Below are 18,386 nucleotides of genomic sequence, written 5' to 3' on the forward strand. Positions count from 1 at the left end.
GTTCAGTTGTACCTGTGATTTCTGGTGTTGTATCGTTTGTATCCGCAATTGGATCAATCGTTACATCGGTATCAGATGGTGCAGTTGTATCAACTTTAAATGAGCCATTAGATGTCGCTTCACCAACGTTACCAGCTTTATCTTTCGCTTCAGCTTTAACTGTATATTCACCTTCTGGTAGTGCTTCAGTCGGTGTATACGACCAGTTACCTTCTGGATCTACAGTCGCATCACCTGTTGCTACAGGGTTGCCATCTTTGTCTAAGATTTCAACTTTTACTGTTGCGCCTGGTTCAGTCTTACCATTAATTTCAGGAGTTGTATCACTAGTATCTTCTAGAGGATCGATTGTAATTTCCGGATCGATTGTATCAACTTCAACCGTAGTTTTAGCAGGTTGACTTACATTTCCTACCGCATCACGAGCTGAAGCCTCGACACTATATGTACCATCTGGTAACGCTTTAGATGGCTTATATGTCCAGCTACCATCGGCTGCAACATTCACAACGGCAGATTGAACAACCTTGCCAGCCGCATCCTTGATTTCAACACGTACTTGTGTTGCACCATCTTCAGTTTTACCTTTAAAGGTAGGCGCATCAATGTTCGTAAGTGGTAACTCTTCAATCGTTACTTTAGGTGGAGTAATATCCACAGTAAAGCTTGAAGTAGCGACTTTACTATTACCAGCCGCGTCATATGCTGTTGCTTCTAGTTTATAGTCACCTTCAGCTAATGTTACAGGTGATTTAAACTGCCATTTACCGTTGGTCACTGTAGCAGGACCTTCTGCGATAATCTTACCTGAACTATCGCGAATCACTACTTTTACGCTCTCACTATCTTTAGTGGTTCCCGTAAATGTAGGAGTTTGATTTTTAGTTGTAGTCACTGGATTATTCTCCGATTCCGAAAGAGTATTTGCGATTGCAGCGATTGCAAAAGTTGATTGATTCGTTGCTGTATCCCAACCCTCAGGTTCAGGATCAGTAGGGATTGGATCGATGTCTATGTCTGGAGGAGTTAAGTCAACATTGAATTCTTGTTTTTCTTCTTCACCTTTATTTCCTGATTTATCAATAGGCGTTACGATAACTTCGTATTTACCTTCATCAAGGTTTTTCTCAGGTGTATATTCCCATTTACCATCTTTATCAACAGGAACAGTTTCTTTATCAACCACGTTCCCATCTTTATCTTTAATTTCTATTTCAACATTAGATTCTGGCTCACCTTCACCTGATAATTTAGGTGTTTCTGAGTTTGTTTCACCCTTATTTCCAATTTCATCAATAGTGATGTCTGATGGTGGGACAGTATCAAGCGTGATTGTCTTAATCGGTGATTTATCACTTTCTTGACCACTTACAGTTTGTGTGACAGAAAGCTCATAGATACCATCTTTTAAATCTTGATCAGGTGTAAAACTCCAATCACCATTAGACAATGCAACCGTCTCACCAATTAGTTCATCGCCATTATAGATTTTGATGATTGCACCAGGTTGAGCTCCAGAACCTTTGATTTCTGGACGAGCATCATTTGTTACACCACCATCAGCAACTTCACCGATATGCTCTGGCACATCATCAATGATGATTGGTGCATTTAATAATGCACTTGGCTTTGGCTGAGGCGTAGGATTAGAGTCAGAACCATTATCTGCGACTGCTGCAATTGCACCAGCTGCACCAGCACCAATTAACCAAGGGAGAATACCACCGATAAAATCATCGGAATAAAGAAGAGGTTCGATTTCTTCGATTGGGTAATACAGAATTGTTTCTGCAATTGAGCCATCTTCATTGGTAAATTTTACCCAATAAAGTTGACCACTTTCATCTTGGAATACGAGGCTGTTATCAGCAAATGAAGGATTGAAATAGTTTTCAATCACAATCACTTCACCATTACGCAAATTGATTAGAGCATTATTATTATCACGAGTGATTGAAGCTACATCATCTTTAGATACTTGAACGACAACTACAGAGTTTTCGTTAAGCCCCACTTGACTAGAGTTGACATTCTCTAATACCTGATGACTCTCTTTAGATATTACGGAGATATTAGCCATGGTAAATTCTCACTTATAAATTTTATTTTTATCGATCTTTCTACATCTAAGATACAAAAAAGATAGACACTATTATCTATAAGTGAGATTTATATCACATTTTTAAGATTTAATGCGAATAGATTTTGCGTCTTTTATCAGCTTTTTGTAACCGCTCATCCACAATCAAAATATATCTTTTATTTACAAACACTTATGACATAAGAATTAATATTTTTACTTACTTTTAGGATATTTCAGGTCACCAAATTTCAAAGGCTTACTTATCATAATTTCTGCTATATTTAGCTTAACTACATACGGTAACTTGCTCACCTAATATTTTAATGTTAGTAAACTAGTATACTTTTCATTTTATATTGAAAATTAATACTTACTTTTTAGTAAGTTAAGAAATAAAATTTGCTTTAAATATGATGTAATTTTCACATTTTAATTTTATATTTCATCGATAAAATTCTGCGTAACTGAATAAAATATTTAAACAATATCACTGTTATCTTCTGCATTGATCATGCTTAATTCATAAAAAAAAGAGCAAGCACTATCATGCTTGCCTCAATTAAATATAATTTTTTTAGAAATTTTCTGGATTTTCTAACTTCTTCACCTCTTCAGCTTTAGCGGGATGATGGACGATTGCCACACCATCTTCAGAAGTCCGATCTAATATCACTTCAGGATTATAAATCGTAATAATCTCATTACCTTTACTATCTTCACCAACAATATATTTAAATCCTTTACGATTAAGCTTATTACATAATCGCTGATATATTCCCTTTAAGCCCTCTTTTTCCTCATTAGGGTTGTAATAGAAAGCATTCATGACTGCTGGCAAACCTAAACCACATACTACGCCCGATAATAAAACAACAATAAAAGTATAACCAATCAAGATACTACTGTATTGCCTTAACTCTGGGACATTAGCAACCGCAAGAATTAGAGCCAATGAAATCCCCCCTCTTACTCCCCCCCATGATAAAATTGCTAGGCTACCGTTATAGCTTTTCTTACGAAACGATGGGAAGAATGCAAAAGCCAGAAAGTTCGCAGCAAAACGTGAAATATGTAAAATTACAAATGCGATAATACCGCCAAGTATCATGCTGGCATTAAGATCAAGAATAAACAGCTCTAAACCAATTAAAGTAAATAAAAAAGAATTAATGATACCTTCAACTGTATGCCAAAAGTGATTTACTTCTTGGATTTCACGATTTTGTAAAATTTCTTTCCATTTATTACCAACAATAAGTCCACCAATCACACATGCGATTGGTGCTGATGCATGAGCAAATAAAGCAACCAAATATGAACCACAAGCCAGTAAAGCTGTCGTTAGGATTAATGATTCCATTTCATGCTTCCCGCGAAGCAATCGTAAAATCCCCCAACCAAATACCAAACCAATAATTACAGCTACCACAATTTCATAAAGGAGTGTTTGTAGTGTCAGCAACAGACTAAAATGCTCGCCTTCAAGCACATTCAACAATGTCATAAATACAGCGATACACATTGCATCATTGAACAGTGATTCACCCTCCAATTTCACCATTAAATGATGTGGTGCACGTACAGAACTGAGTACCCCTTTGATTCCGATTGGATCTGTAGCACCTAAAGCAGAACCGAGTAATAAAAGTACGAGTATTGGTACAGGGTTACCAATCAAATATTGAAATCCAAATAATAATCCACCAAACAATGCTGCACACAAAACCAAAGCAATAGTGGCAAGAATACTAATTGGCTTCCAATACACTTTTAGATCAGACACTTTAAATTTCAATGCCGACGATGTAAGAATGAAGCAAATAACACCATTTACGAGAAAATCATAAAAATCAATATGACGAACTGCTTCTTCAATATTTGCCAAATTAATAGTGATAAAACGATTATCCCCTAATAAATTGGCAGCCCATTGCAGAATAAAGACAAAAATTGCTGAAACAATTGGCACCCCTATCGCTTGGGGAAAACCTAGAATTCGTTTATTGAATATGGTTGTGGCAATTGAGAGGGCAAAAACCACTGTAAATACTTGGAGAAAAAAAAAGTTGCCCATTTTGCACTCTATGATATGTTTTATTTAAATGAGATCATTTAAATTTTAAATGAAAAAACTATAGCCATTTATTTATTTTATATAAAGAATGTTTACTCGCAATCCCTTTTTTTTTAAAGATGTGTAGCCTTCCTAATAAATTATTCTATTAGCAGGCTACATGTTTTAACTTTGCAGAAAAACAATCGATTCTGCTTGGTAGATTTAGATTGAGGTATTGAATGTATCACATTGGTTCACATCACCTGTTTTCATGCCACGATCGAACCAATACATTCTTTGTTGGCTTGTACCATGGGTAAAGCTATCAGGAACCACATGTCCTCTCGCCTTTTTTTGCAGATAATCATCTCCGATCTTATGCGCAGCATCCATTGCCTCTTCAACATCACCTTGCTCCAAGAATTGAGTTCGTTGATGTGTATCTTTTGCCCACACACCAGCTAGACAATCAGCTTGCAATTCCAAACGGACTGATAATTGGTTCCCTTGAGCTTCAGTAGCTCGTTGTCTAGCTTGTTGGACTTGAGTTGAAATACCTAAAAGATTTTGAATATGATGTCCGACTTCATGCGCAATCACATAAGCTTGTGCAAAGTCACCAGCAGCATTTTGTGTAGATAATTCTGATTGATTGCGTTCACCCGAAATACCCATTTGCTGGCGCATATCTTTAAAAAAATCAGTATCAATATAGATTTTTTGGTCTGCAGGACAATAAAATGGCCCCATCGCGGACTGCGCTGTACCACAGCCTGAATTAACTACGCCACTAAACATGACAAGTTTCGGAGCTTGATATTGCATTCCCTGTTTTTGAAAAACGGTGGTCCATGTATCTTCCGTATCAGCAAGTACTGTACCAACAAATGCCGCTGTTTCTTGTTGCTCGGGTGTTGGGTTTTCAATCCCTATCGCTTGTTGCTGATTATTAGAAGTCACTTGTTTAGTTGCCTGATAGGCTTGTTGTGGATCAACCCCAAAAAATTTCCAAGCAACAAATGCAACAACTAAACCGAGAATACTAATTCCACCAGCTTTAGCCCCACCACCTCCACGGCGATCTTCTAAATTACTACTTACTCTCCGGCCTTTCCAACGCATAATCTCAGCCCTTTTAAATCATATAACTTCTTATAATACGTTATTTCATCAAACTCTAAACTTTTCTAGCGTTCCATAGTTTTTGTATTCCTGAAACAACGACCAAAACAATAAGTCCTGCAATAAAACCTATGACAAAGTTTAAGAGCGTCGGGGTTAAAGCACCGATGATACTGCCTACATTTGGAATATGTTCAATATAATCGACGGAATCTTCAGTAAAATGATGAAATAATGGGATGGTATGATTAATAATACCACCACCAACCAAGAACATCGCGATTGTTCCGACAATGGTTAGTGTCTTCATAAGTTTAGGCGCAAAAGCAAGTAAGCCCTGACCAATTCTCTGTTTCAATGTAGACGTTTGTTTGACGAGATAAAATCCCAAATCATCAATTTTAACAATCATAGCAACTAAACCATAAACACCAATCGTCATTAAAATTGCGATGACTGACAAGACTGCAACCTTTATTCCAAAAGTAGCTGCTGCAACTGTACCCAATGAAATCACGATAATTTCAGCAGATAAAATAAAGTCTGTTCGTATCGCGCCTTTGATTTTATCTTTCTCAAAAGTTGCTAGATCTACATTTAAGTTTTCGAGTTCTTTTTCGGCCTGTTCAGATGTTTTAGCTTTTTTATGGTGTAATGAGTGAATTACTTTTTCTACACCTTCATAACATAAAAATAATCCACCTAACATCAATAAAGGATTTATAAGCCAAGGTGCAATCACACTAATTAATAATGCTAATGGAACCAAAATTAATTTATTAACAAATGAGCCTTTTGCAACAGACCAAACGACAGGCAATTCACGGTCGGCTTTCACACCACTAACTTGTTGAGCATTGAGTGCCAAGTCATCACCCAATACACCGGCCGTTTTTTTTGCAGCCATTTTACTCATCAGCGCAACATCATCAAGAATGGTGGCTATATCATCTAATAGCACCAATAAACTATTTGCCATTATTGTTATCCTTCTTTGTTTTTTGGAATTTTATTCTTCTATTTCAATTTATTCTGTATCAACATTATTAATACTATCTCAAATAAGGCGTTTTTAATTCGATTCTTTCGATGCTTTATGCTGACATAAAAAAAAATAATGCCGTACAATATTGCGAAATTTTAAAAATTCAGCCCTAGTGTTGATGACTTTGGTATAGAAAATGAGTAATCAAGATAATCGCCCTGTTATTTTGACAGGTGACCGTCCAACTGGACAACTTCATTTAGGCCACTTTGTCGGTTCTTTACGTTCACGAGTAGGTTTGCAAGATTCCCATCACCAACATCTATTATTGGCTGATGCACAAGCTTTTACAGACAATGCTGATAACTTCGAAAAAGTTAGACGTAATATTATTGAAGTTGCAACTGACTATCTCGCTGTTGGGATCGACCCGACAAAAACAACAATTTGCGTTCAATCAAGCTTGCCAGCTTTGAATGAGCTGACCATGCTTTATTTAAACTTTGTCACAGTTTCAAGACTAGAACGAAATCCTACGATTAAGTCTGAAATACAAATGCGTGGGTTCGAGCGTGACATCCCAGCTGGATTCTTATGCTATCCAGTTGCTCAAGCAGCTGATATCACTGCTTTTAAAGCATCGATTGTGCCCGTAGGTGAAGACCAAATTCCAATGATTGAACAAACAAATGAAATTGTTCGTCGTTTAAATCGTCAGATTGGGCAAGAGCTTTTGCCTGAATGTAAAGCTTTGTTATCGAATGTTGGTCGATTACCAGGATTTGATGGTAAAGCTAAAATGTCTAAATCATTGGGCAATACAATTGTTTTAGATGCTTCTGATAAAGACATTAAAAAAGCTGTAAATGCTATGTATACAGATCCTAACCATCTTCGTATTGAAGATCCAGGTCAGGTGGAAGGTAATGTTGTATTTACTTATTTAGATGCTTTTGATCCAAATCCAGAAGAAGTAGCAGAGCTTAAAGATCACTATCGTCGTGGTGGTTTAGGTGATGGTACAGTCAAAAAACGCCTTGAAGGTGTTTTAAAAGAGTTGATCACGCCTATTCGTGAACGTCGTATGGAGCTTGCTAAGGATCCTGATTATATTATGGATATCTTAAAAACTGGTACAGACAAGTGTCGTGATATTACGCAAGCAACATTGGATGAAGTCAAAGCTGGATTAGGTGTTTTTAAATTTTAATCCCTAAAAAATAAGCACACTTAAAGCCGCATCACATTGCGGCTTTTTTTATAGCTATTTATTAACCTAATTAAAATTAACCTTCAATTAAACTTATTAACGTAATCTTACACGTTTTAACCCGACTACCAATGAGTTGCTAAATGAAATTGAATATCATTTAATTACTGTTATGAATACCCCCAAAATTCATAACATTTCTCCTTAACCGAAACTGTGTAAGCAGATTCGTTGTTCTGCGCAGTGATCACCCCAATCACTGCGTATTTTTTTTGTTGAATCCATTCAAAATGAAATCAATATTATATAATTGATAATTAGGTCACTTTATTTTATTATTTTGATTAAAATTTGATAAAAACTCTAATATCTATAAGAGACTACCCATGTGGGACATGTTTATAAATCCGTCGAACCTATTCTTCAGTATTAGTATCTGCTTGATGTTTTTTATAGGCATTCTTGAAGTCTTTCTATTAATAACAGGTCTCAGTAGTCAAGGATTTTTAGAGCAATTTCTACCTAGTTCATTAGATTCTTCTCCTGAAATGATCGTTGACCATCAATCTAGTATTTGGATTCAATTTTTAGATTGGCTTTATCTTGGACGTATTCCTGTATTAATTTGGCTGATCATCTTTCTCACGACCTTTTCAATTGTTGGCTTATTAGCCCAATCTATCATCCATCATGTATTTGGATCATTTTTAACAGTCTGGCTCATTACTCCACTGGTACTTGTGGTCTGTATGCCATTCGTACGGCTATTCTCAAGATGGATAGTAAAGATCATCCCTAAAGATGAAACCACAGCAATTCATAGCGACGATTTAATTGGACTTCGAGCAGAAATCATTTTAGGCACTGCTCGACTGCACTATCCTGCGCAAGCAAAACTCAAAGATCGCTTTGGTAAAACACATTACATTTTAGTCGAACCTGAAGCTGACGAAATATTCGTACAAGGTCAGCAAGTCTTACTTACACAACGTAGTCTCAAAGGCTTTCAAGCAATTTCACAATAAATCAACTTAGAGAAAAAAATGTTTAGTTCAAGTTTTTATCAAATTATTATAATTGCAGGACTTATTCTCATTGCACTGGTTGTCATCGGAACCATTATTGCACGACTATATAAACGCTCTAGCAAGGAAGTTTCATTTGTCAGAACTGGATTTGGTGGGGAAAAAGTTATACTAGGAGGTGGTGCAATTGTGCTTCCTGTTTTACATGAAGTCATTCCTGTCAATATGAATACCCTTCGCTTAGAAGTTAAACGTGCAGCTGATCAAGCCTTGATTACGCGTGATCGAATGCGTGTAGATGTGATGGCTGAGTTCTATGTTCGTGTTAAGCCAACAGCTGAATCAATTGCTACCGCAGCACAAACTTTGGGTCAAAAAACCATGTCACCAAATGAATTAAAAGATTTGGTTGAAGGTAAATTTGTAGATTCCCTGCGTGCAGTAGCAGCAGAAATGGCTATGGAAGAGTTACATGAAAAACGTGTCGACTTCGTTCAGAAAGTTCAACAAGTAGTTTCAGAAGATCTGTTCAAAAATGGTTTAGAACTCGAAACTGTATCTTTAACAGGACTTGATCAGACCAGCTTTAAATTTTTTAACCCACAAAATGCATTTGATGCAGAAGGTTTAACAAAATTAACAGAAACTATTGAAGATCGACGAAAAAAACGTAACGATATTGAACAAGATGCTGACTTAGCCATTAAAGCGAAAAATTTAGAGGCTGAACAAGCTCGCCTTCAAATCCTGCGTGAAGAAGAATACGCAAAGATGCAACAAGAGCGTGAAATTTCGATTCGAAAAGCTGAACAACTTGCTGAAATTGCAACACAAGAAGCTGCCAAAAAGCGTGAGGCAGAAGAAGCCCAAATCGCTGCAGAACGTGAAATTGAATTAAAACGTATTTCAGCTGCACGTGATGTCGAAAATCAAAATATTCAAAAAGCACAAATTATTGAACAAGCGCAAGTAGAACAAAAGAAAACCATTGAACTTGCGGAACAAGATCGCGCAATCGCGATTGCCGAGAAATCTCGTGCTGAATCTGAAGCCAAAGCACTTGCTGACCAAGCTCGTGCGCAAGCAGTGAAAGCTGAGGAAGAAGTTGTGACTGTTCGTGAAACACAGCGAGCTGAGCGTATTAAAGCGGTTGAACTTGTTGCTGCAAAACAGGCTGCAGAAACTGATGCTATTTCAATTACTGTGGCTGCCGAGGCATCAAAACAAGCTGCTGTAGATGAGGCTGAAGCTGTTCGTACTGCGGCTGAAGCAGAAGCTGAAAAAGTCCGCTTGAAAGCTAAAGGTGAAGCTGATGCTAAAATTCTTTTGGCTCAAGCTTTAGAAAAACAATACCAAGTCGATGCTGAAGGGACACGCGCAGTCAATGAAGCAAATAATATTTTGTCAAGTGAACAAGTTGAGATGCAAATTCGTTTGGCACTTTTGAAGTATTTGCCTGAAATCATCCGTGAAAGTGTTAAACCAATGGAAAATATTGATGATATCAAGATATTACAAGTGAATGGTCTTGGTGGCATTACTGGCGCCACAACTTCAGCTGATCAAGCAGATCAATCACAATCCGTTGCACTTTCAGATCAAGTGGTGAATAGCGCACTTAGATATCGTTCGCAAGCACCTCTTATTGACAGCTTAATGAGTGAACTTGGTATTCAGGGTGGGGACATCAACGGTCTAACACAAAACCTAAAACCTAACTCCAATTAATAATAAAAGCCCTGATTTTCAGGGCTTTTATTCGCTTTACTGCTAGCTATTGCTGTTCTTATTATTTTTAAGATAACAAATATTATTTTAGGATTGATCAGTTTTCCTTATCCGACGATCTCATGCATTTTTCTTTTACTCCTGCTTTAGCAATTGATGCAGTCACCTTATGACATTATGTATCTTTATTCTAGGCGCAATTTTTGCTGGATTTATTCAAGGACTCACAGGTTTTGCCTTCGCTCTTATTGCGATGTCTTTTTGGGTATGGATTCTACCGCCTCAGATCACCGCCCCCTTGGTCGTTTGTGCATCACTATGGTGTCATATCATTTCAATGTATAAAGAACCAAGAACCTTTATAAAGCCCTCTATCGTTTGGGTCTATATTATCGCTGGCTTAATTGGGGTACCTTTGGGTACTTTTTTGCTTCATTATATCAATGCAGACACGTTCAAATTACTACTTGGGATATTTTTATTAATTTGGTGTCCACTCATGTTCTTTAGTCCCCAACTACATTGCTTAAAAGATACCGAACTCAGGATGGACGGCTTGATTGGTTTTTTGGGTGGAATTTTAGGTGGGCTCGGTGGATTCTGTGGTGCAATTCCCTCAGCTTGGGTGATGCTAAAACAACTTCCTAAACATGAGCAACGCAACATTCTTCGACATTTTAATTTCGCCATTCAACTGTTTACTTTGCTCATCTATTTATTTAACCAGACCATTAACGTAAATCACTTGTCCTATTTGTGGATTTTGATCTTCACGGTCAGCCTACCAGCGATCATTGGAGCAAAAATTTTTTATCAAATATCTGAGCAAAAATTTAAGTCGATTGTCTTAACTTTATTGTTTTTTTCAGGCTTTATTTTAACCTTAAACGCAATTTTCTTGTATTAAAAAAGGCAGATTGTTCTGCCTTCTCCATATATTAACTGTTGTGTGAATATCGTTGGTCAACACTAAATTTTTCGGGGAATTTAGCTGAAATCTTTGAATAAAATTCCATAATTTCTGCCATATCCACTTCTATATCTCCAGTAGGATAAATAATTTTACCTACACCGCATTTTTTTTGACTGTAATCCATATATGCTAAAGCGATTGGGACATTCGCTGTAATTGCCACATGGTAAAAACCCGTTTTCCATTTTTCTTGTTTTGACCTTGTTCCCTCGGGCGTCACCAACATGACCAATTTTGGATGATCTTTAAAAAGATCTGCCATTAATTGCACCATGCTTGCTCTTTCCTCTCCCTCTTTCTTTGGTCGGCGATTAATTCCGATCCCTCCCATAGCCCGGACAAAAGGACCAAATGGAAACTTCATATAGCTGTCTTTGATTGTAATTCTGACATTTACACCTAAAGCTTTGAGCGCTAATCGCGCGTATAAAGCATCCCAGTTACTGGTGTGTGGTGCAGCAATCATGACACATTGGTCTAAATCTAAGGGCCAATGGTTATCAATTTCCCAACCTAATGCATTTAAACTCTGTTCAGCAAATTTTTCAAACATATAAATATACAAATGTAAATTTTCGGGATTGTAACAGCTTTGGCATTACTTTTATTCAAAATATGTATTAGGTTTTACTACCGCTGTTTTTCTATCTATACATCAATTAAATTGGCTCATGTAATTTAGTTAAATAATTTCATTAACAATAAAAAAACCCTGCTTACGCAGGGTTTTTTTGAATTAGTTCAGTGCTTATGCAGAGAATTGGTTCATTGTATTTTTCGCATCGTCACCCGCTTTAAGCGCGTTGTCGCCAGCGAAGATTTCTTTATGGTCATCACCGATGTCTGAACCAGCCATTGCTTGATGTTTAACACAAGCGATACCACCACGGATTTCTTTACGTTGTACACCAGCAACATAAGCCAACATACCTTCAGAACCGAAGTAACCTTCTGCAAGCTCATGTGTAGAAAGCGCAGCAGTGTGGTAAGTCGGAAGTGTAATCAAGTGATGGAATACACCTGCTTCACGAGAAGCATCAGCTTGGAACGTACGGATCTTCGCATCAGCATCAGCAGCTAATTCAGTATTGTCATACTCAGCGCTCATTAACTTAGCACGGTCGTAAGCAGATACGTCTTTACCTTCAGCAACCCAACGGTCGTAAGCTTGTTGACGGAAGTTTAACGTCCAGTTGAATGATGGTGAGTTGTTATAAACAAGTTTTGCATTTGGCACAACTTCACGAACACGGTTCACCATGTGAGCGATTTCTTCAACGTTTGGCGTTGCAGTTTCGATCCAAAGAAGGTCAGCACCGTTCTGTAAACTTGTTACACAGTCAAGTACAACACGGTCAATTTGAGTACCTTCACGGAATTGATATAGACCAGAAGCTAAACGCTTAGGACGGTGTAATTTACCATCACGTTTGATTAGGATTTCGTCTTCTTGCGCTTCTGAAATATCAATTTCAGTAGTGTCTAAGTAGCTGATGTATTGAGAAGCGATATCGCCTGGCTCTTTAACCACTGGGATTTTTTGAGTCAAGTCAGCGCCTTCAGAGTCAGTACGTGCAACGATGATACCGTCGTCAAGACCCATTTCTAAGAATGCATAGCGAAGTGCATGGATTTTCGCAATGAAGTCTTCGTGTGGAACAGTTACTTTACCTGCTTGGTGACCACATTGTTTCGCGTCAGAAACTTGGTTTTCGATTTGAAGTGCACATGCACCCGCTTCGATCATTTTCTTTGCAAGTAAGTAAGTTGCTTCTTCGTTACCGAAACCAGCATCGATGTCGGCAATAATTGGCACAACGTGAGTTTGGAAGTTGTCGATTTGTGAAGTGATTTCAGCAGCTTTAGCAGTATCACCCGCTTCTTGCGCTTTTTTAAGTGCACGGAATAAGTCGTTTAATTCTTTTGCGTCTGCTTGACGTAAGAATGTGTAGATTTCTTCGATCAATGCAGGAACTGAAGTTTTTTCGTGCATAGATTGGTCAGGAAGTGGACCAAACTCAGAACGAAGTGCAGCAACCATCCAACCAGAAAGGTAGATGTAACGGCGTTCAGTAGTGCCGAAGTATTTTTTGTTCGCAATCATTTTTTGTTGTGCGATGAAACCATGCCAGCAACCCAAAGATTGAGTATATTTGCTAGAATCAGCATCATAAGCAGCCATATCACGACGCATAATCGCAGCTGTGTATTTCGCAATATCTAAACCAGTTTTGAAACGGTTTTGAAGTTGCATACGTGCAGCATCTTCAGGACTGATGTCTGCCCAAGTGTTGCCGAATTTTGCTTTTAATTCGCGGATTGCATCAATCGCTGTTTGGTATGTAGTCATGATATTTTACCCTGTATATAATTTTAGGATTTATCAATCGAAGGACTAAATCTACTCGGTATTAATTGTTCAGATTTAGAGCGCTTCGTTGCTATGGACTTAGCTTAGATTGACTCTAGAAATTAATCCAATATTTTCGTTTAATTCTCAGTATTTATTTAAAAAATATGTAGATTAAAGTCGTAATATAAATGAAATACCATTCAATAAATTATTGATTTTAATAAAATTTATAAAATAAGTATTTGTACACTTTTAACACAATTTGAGTAATTCTTATTCATTAGACTTAAGTATCAAGCTCACAATTACGTTTATTTTTTCTTCAAACATCTTTAGATTTTACCCTTCAATTGACTTTTCTGACAGAGCATCATTAATAAACTGTTAGTTTTAAATGAATATTTTTTAAACTGTGAACCATATTGATGGAATCAACAATAAAGCATTTAAATTGAGATAAACCTAAAAACAATTTAGAACATAGCATGGTAATTTCAAAAACAACTAAAGCCCTATTTCTTAAATAAATGTATAGGTACTGCCTTATGACAAAAATAACGTAAATTTGATGAATATATGTTAAATTCTGCTGAAAAAATCAGCATAAAAACACACAAACCTAAGCGCTTATGGCATAATTCTCCACGATTTCAAAAATTTATTTTCGGTATTTTTTTTATGAATCTTGAGCGGGTTGATCTCAATCTCTTAATTTACTTAGATGTTCTTTTGCGAGAGAAGAATGTTACACGTGCAGCAGAACAATTGGGTGTTACTCAGCCTGCAATGAGTAATATTTTACGTCGTCTTCGTAACTTATTTAATGATCCGCTTTTAATTCGCTCTTCTGAAGGAATGACTCCTACAGAAAGGGCTTTAGAACTACAGCCTCGTATTCGTGATGCCCTTTCTGATCTATCTATGATCTTAGAACCACGAACAGAATTTAGACCTTATACGTCAAATCGTGTTTTCCGCATCATGACTTCAGATTATGCTGAAGCGACACTTGTGCCTCGCTTAGTTAAGGCTCTGCGTTCAGAAGCACCAAATGTTGTTTTAGATTTTCTAACACCGAGTGATGTATCTTATCGTGATATGGAACAAGGTAAAGTTGATCTTGCCATCAACCGTTTCAACGAAATACCACAAAGTTTTCATCAGGTTCTGGTGTGGCGTGACAGCTTTTCATGCTTACTGAATAATAAGCATCCTGCCGTAAATAATTTGAATCTTAAAAGTTATCTAGATGCGCAACATATCTGGGTTTCTAAAACTGGGATGGGTGTAGGATTTGGTGTTAACCCAGAGAAACAAGCCGGTTTAGGTTGGATTGATCAAGCTTTAGAGCGTATTGGTCAAAAACGCAAAATTTCGGTATTTACACGTCATTATCAAATGCCAGGTTTATTAGCGTCTAATGTCGATCTCATTGCGACATTACCGACGAAAATCGCTCGCCTACAAGCTAAAAGTCAAAACTTGATGCTCAAAGACCCTCCATTTTACATTCCTGAATTTGAACTCAAAATGGCGTGGTGCCCTCTATTACATCATCATCCTGCTCATCGTTGGTTACGTCAGTTGATTTTATATGTTGCTCGTCAAATGACTGAGGAAGAAAATCGTGAATTTCTTTCAAATAACAATACCCACTTCTCACAATTTTGATTGAGTAGAGCTGATTTAAATCAATACTTTAAAATTTTTTACTCAATAACTATGATATTGAGGTAGTGTAAAAATTCACTACCTCTATGTTTTTTGTGATAAAACTTTCCTCATAAATAATTTAAAAACAAAGGTGTTCGTGTGAGCCTCTTTCAGAATTTCGTGATCATTATGATTTTGATTGCTGGAGCTGGATTCTTATCATTAAGTGAAATCGCACTTGCAGGATCACGTAAAGTGAAACTGAAAATTTTGGCTGAGTCTGGTGATGATCGTGCACAAAAAGTGCTTACGCTTCAAGAGAATTCAGCTGATTTCTTTGCTGCCTCGCAAATCGGCTTAAATGCTATTGCAATTTTGGGGGGGATTTTAGGTGAAGCTGCATTTAGACCTTATTTTGTGATTTTGGTCGATCGTTTCTATGATGGTCCTTGGTCACAATCAATTGGTTTTGCATTGTCATTTACTTTAGTGACATCACTGTTTATTTTATTTGCTGATCTTATGCCTAAACGATTGGCAATGATTGCACCTGAAAAAATCGCTGTCTCTTTAATTAATCCTATTCAGGTATTCATTACTGTTTGTCGTCCATTAGCTTGGTTTATCAATGCAATTGCCAACCTCTTATTCCGTTTATTCAAAGTAAATACTACTCGTGATGATAATATTACTTTTGATGATATTTCCGCGGTAATGGATGCAGGAGCACAAGCAGGTGTCTTACAAAAACAAGAACATCACTTTATTGAAAATGTATTTGAACTTGAAGAACGAAATGTTCCTTCTAGCATGACTACACGTGAAAACGTAGTTTTCTTTACCATCAATGAATCAGAAGAAAGTATTCGTCAAAAACTGGCTGAATTTCCCTATTCAAAATATTTAGTCTGCAATGAAAATATTGATCAAGTGATTGGCTATGTTGATGCTAAAGATATCTTGATTCGCATTTTAAATAATCAAAAATTTAATCAGTTGAATGAATCCACTATCCGTAATGTATTAACGATTCCAGATACACTTACACTGTCAGAATTACTTGATCGCTTCAGATCTAGTAAAGAAAAGTTTGCCGTTGTGATCAATGAATATGCCTTGGTGGTTGGTGTTATTACCCTATCTGATATTATGATTACCGTGATGGGTGACTGGGTTACGCCAACGGATGAAGATCTTCAAATTATCAAGCGGGATGATCATTCTTGGCTGATTGAAGGCAGTACACCTATTGAAGATGTCAAGCATGCATTAGAAATTGATGAAATGCCTGATGATGAAAACTATGAAACTTTAGCTGGGTTTATGATGTTTAAACTTCGTAAGATTCCACGTCCTGCTGATAGTGTAGTATTTAATGGTTATAAATTCGAGGTGGTCGATGTTGACCATTTTAAAATTGACCAACTACTCGTGACCAGATTACTTGATGAAAAAGCAGAATTAGAATCAACTTTTGAATAAGACACTATCCACCACTCAGGTGGATTTTTTTTATTCAGTTTATCTAACAAAATTTTAGAGTTTACACCTTCATTAATCATTGAAATTAGAATTTATACTCAATTTTTATTACAACTATCACACTTAAAAATCATGTTTAATGTCTCCAATCACAAAATATGAATTTTAAACTCATGAATTTTAACTACTATTTTTTATAAAAATTATGGTTATTTTAATATTTTCTAAACAATATTTAGATTAATCATAAATTTCTCTAAGATGGTCGGCGTTTTCGAAGATAACAAATACTGTAATTGAAACAATATTGATTAAAACGCTAATCTAAGGATAGATCCATGTTGACCTTGCTTGGTTTGGGCATGATTTTGTGCTTTATGTACCTCATTATGTCTAGACGTATGACTCCCCTCGTCGCACTCACGCTTATTCCCGTTCTTTTTGCGCTAATTGCATATGGATTAGGTTTTTTTGTAGATAGTTTGAATCATATTCAACTTAATGAACTTGGTGAAATGATGTTAGATGGTGTTAAAAAGTTAGCACCTACCGGCGTCATGTTGCTATTTGCTATCTTGTATTTTGCCATCATGATTGATACAGGTTTATTCGATCCATCAGTGAAATTTATTCTCAGATTAGTAAAAGGTGATCCCCTCAAAGTAGTATTAGGTACGATTACCTTAACATTGATCGTGTCTTTAGACGGTGATGGCTCTACCACTTATATGATCTGTGTTGCTGCCATGTTACCGCTTTACAAGCGATTAGGCATGAGCCCTTTAATTATGGCCTGTCTCATGATGTTAGCCAGTGGAATCATGAATTTAACGCCATGGGGTGGACCTACTGCACGTGCGGCAAGTGCACTCCACGTTGATCCTAGCGATGTGTTTGTTCCGATGATTTTACCGATGCTGTTCGCCATTGCTTGGTTATACTTTTTAGGAACCATGTATGGTCGAATGGAGCGTAAAAGATTAGGCATCATGGAGTTGGATATTAGCCATGGCGACAATATTCAAATTTCATCAAACCCAGAGGCGAATCGAGCGCATTTGAGATGGTTTAATGGATTATTGACTCTCGCACTGATGGTCAGCCTAGTCATGGGTATTTTGCCTATGCCTATTTTATTTATGATTGCATTGTGTATTGCATTAGTTGTGAACTACCGTGATATTGATATGCAAAAAAGCCTAGTCGCTCATCATGCTGGTAGTGCTTTAAATGTCGTTGGTATTATTTTTGCCGCAGGTATTTTTACGGGTTTGCTCACTGGCACGGGTATGGTCGATGCCATGTCAAAAGAGTTAGTAGCGATTATTCCAGATAGTATGGGTCCATATTTGGCACCAATCACAGCCGTTTTAAGCATGCCTTTAACGTTCTTTATGTCAAATGATGCTTTTTACTATGGTGTTCTGCCCATCTTATCTGAAGCTGCAGCACATTATGGCATCTCTCCTGTGGAAATGGCACGTGCATCGATTGTTGGTCAACCCGTTCATCTGCTCTCACCCTTAGTTCCATCTACCTTTTTACTCTGCGGGCTTGCTGGGATTGAGTTTGGTCAACACCAAAAATTTACCATTAAATGGGCGATTATTACGTGCTTAGTGATGCTTGCAAGTGGATTAATATTTGGGATGTTCCCATTATATTCTGCTATTTAATTGTATCTCGAGTTTCGGAGTGATTTTTTGATCACTCCAT

13 protein-coding genes are annotated in these 18,386 nt (G+C 37.0%); 7 read left to right on the forward strand and 6 right to left on the reverse strand.

What is annotated here, in order from left to right; translation table 11 throughout:
* From AC1M9H_RS09450 to AC1M9H_RS09465, 4 genes are all read right to left on the reverse strand, one after another.
* Nucleotides 1-2,080 (reverse strand): Ig-like domain-containing protein (locus tag AC1M9H_RS09450; protein ID WP_481613261.1); only part of this gene is annotated, 2,080 nt, incomplete at its 3' end.
* 577 nt (nucleotides 2,081-2,657) lie between these two features.
* The gene (locus AC1M9H_RS09455) at nucleotides 2,658-4,157 is read right to left on the reverse strand and encodes a cation:proton antiporter (RefSeq protein WP_481613262.1); all 1,500 of its coding nucleotides are present in this window, start codon (nucleotides 4,155-4,157) and stop codon (nucleotides 2,658-2,660) included.
* A gap of 204 nt (nucleotides 4,158-4,361) precedes the next feature.
* The gene (gene ypfJ, locus AC1M9H_RS09460) at nucleotides 4,362-5,261 is read right to left on the reverse strand and encodes a KPN_02809 family neutral zinc metallopeptidase (RefSeq protein WP_092767025.1); all 900 of its coding nucleotides are present in this window, start codon (nucleotides 5,259-5,261) and stop codon (nucleotides 4,362-4,364) included.
* 55 nt (nucleotides 5,262-5,316) lie between these two features.
* A complete protein-coding gene (locus AC1M9H_RS09465) occupies nucleotides 5,317-6,240 on the reverse strand; it encodes a DUF808 domain-containing protein (protein ID WP_092767024.1) in 924 nt (307 codons plus the stop codon).
* 202 nt (nucleotides 6,241-6,442) lie between these two features.
* Here AC1M9H_RS09465 and trpS point away from each other — a divergent pair, with 202 nt between their 5' ends.
* The 4 genes from trpS to AC1M9H_RS09485 all read left to right on the forward strand — a co-directional run bounded on the left by trpS (nucleotide 6,443) and on the right by AC1M9H_RS09485 (nucleotide 11,116).
* Entirely contained in the window at nucleotides 6,443-7,456 is a 1,014-nt protein-coding gene (trpS, locus tag AC1M9H_RS09470; protein ID WP_092767023.1) for a tryptophan--tRNA ligase, read from the forward strand.
* A 386-nt stretch (nucleotides 7,457-7,842) separates the two neighbouring features.
* Complete coding sequence (locus AC1M9H_RS09475) at nucleotides 7,843-8,481, forward strand: YqiJ family protein (protein WP_481613263.1); 639 nt, start codon at nucleotides 7,843-7,845, stop codon at nucleotides 8,479-8,481.
* An 18-nt stretch (nucleotides 8,482-8,499) separates the two neighbouring features.
* Complete coding sequence (locus tag AC1M9H_RS09480; RefSeq protein ID WP_481590511.1) at nucleotides 8,500-10,209, forward strand: flotillin family protein; 1,710 nt, start codon at nucleotides 8,500-8,502, stop codon at nucleotides 10,207-10,209.
* Between the two features lie 169 nt (nucleotides 10,210-10,378).
* A complete protein-coding gene (locus tag AC1M9H_RS09485) occupies nucleotides 10,379-11,116 on the forward strand; it encodes a sulfite exporter TauE/SafE family protein (RefSeq protein ID WP_481613264.1) in 738 nt (245 codons plus the stop codon).
* Nucleotides 11,117-11,147: 31 nt separating this feature from the next.
* Here the strand turns inward: AC1M9H_RS09485 and AC1M9H_RS09490 are convergent, their stop codons facing one another.
* Together AC1M9H_RS09490 and AC1M9H_RS09495 are read right to left on the reverse strand one after the other, a co-directional pair.
* Nucleotides 11,148-11,735: a 1-acyl-sn-glycerol-3-phosphate acyltransferase gene (locus AC1M9H_RS09490; RefSeq protein WP_481613265.1), complete on the reverse strand. Its 588-nt coding sequence runs from the start codon at nucleotides 11,733-11,735 to the stop codon at nucleotides 11,148-11,150.
* Nucleotides 11,736-11,930: 195 nt separating this feature from the next.
* Nucleotides 11,931-13,532 carry an isocitrate lyase gene (locus tag AC1M9H_RS09495; protein ID WP_035267987.1) on the reverse strand — a complete coding sequence of 534 codons (1,602 nt, stop codon included), beginning with the start codon at nucleotides 13,530-13,532 and terminating at the stop codon, nucleotides 11,931-11,933.
* Nucleotides 13,533-14,213: 681 nt separating this feature from the next.
* Between AC1M9H_RS09495 and AC1M9H_RS09500 the strand changes: the two genes are divergently transcribed.
* The 3 genes from AC1M9H_RS09500 (at nucleotide 14,214) to AC1M9H_RS09510 (ending at nucleotide 18,346) form a co-directional block, all read left to right on the forward strand.
* Nucleotides 14,214-15,206 carry a LysR family transcriptional regulator gene (locus AC1M9H_RS09500; RefSeq protein ID WP_035268043.1) on the forward strand — a complete coding sequence of 331 codons (993 nt, stop codon included), beginning with the start codon at nucleotides 14,214-14,216 and terminating at the stop codon, nucleotides 15,204-15,206.
* A 141-nt stretch (nucleotides 15,207-15,347) separates the two neighbouring features.
* Nucleotides 15,348-16,670, forward strand: coding sequence for a polyamine export protein PaeA (gene paeA, locus AC1M9H_RS09505; RefSeq protein WP_481591656.1), 1,323 nt, complete (start codon nucleotides 15,348-15,350; stop codon nucleotides 16,668-16,670).
* A gap of 338 nt (nucleotides 16,671-17,008) precedes the next feature.
* On the forward strand, nucleotides 17,009-18,346 hold the full coding sequence (locus AC1M9H_RS09510; RefSeq protein ID WP_481613266.1) for a CitMHS family transporter: 1,338 nt from the start codon (nucleotides 17,009-17,011) through the stop codon (nucleotides 18,344-18,346).
* Nucleotides 18,347-18,386 lie beyond the last annotated feature (40 nt).

Source organism: Acinetobacter sp. ANC_7512 (assembly GCF_056779935.1).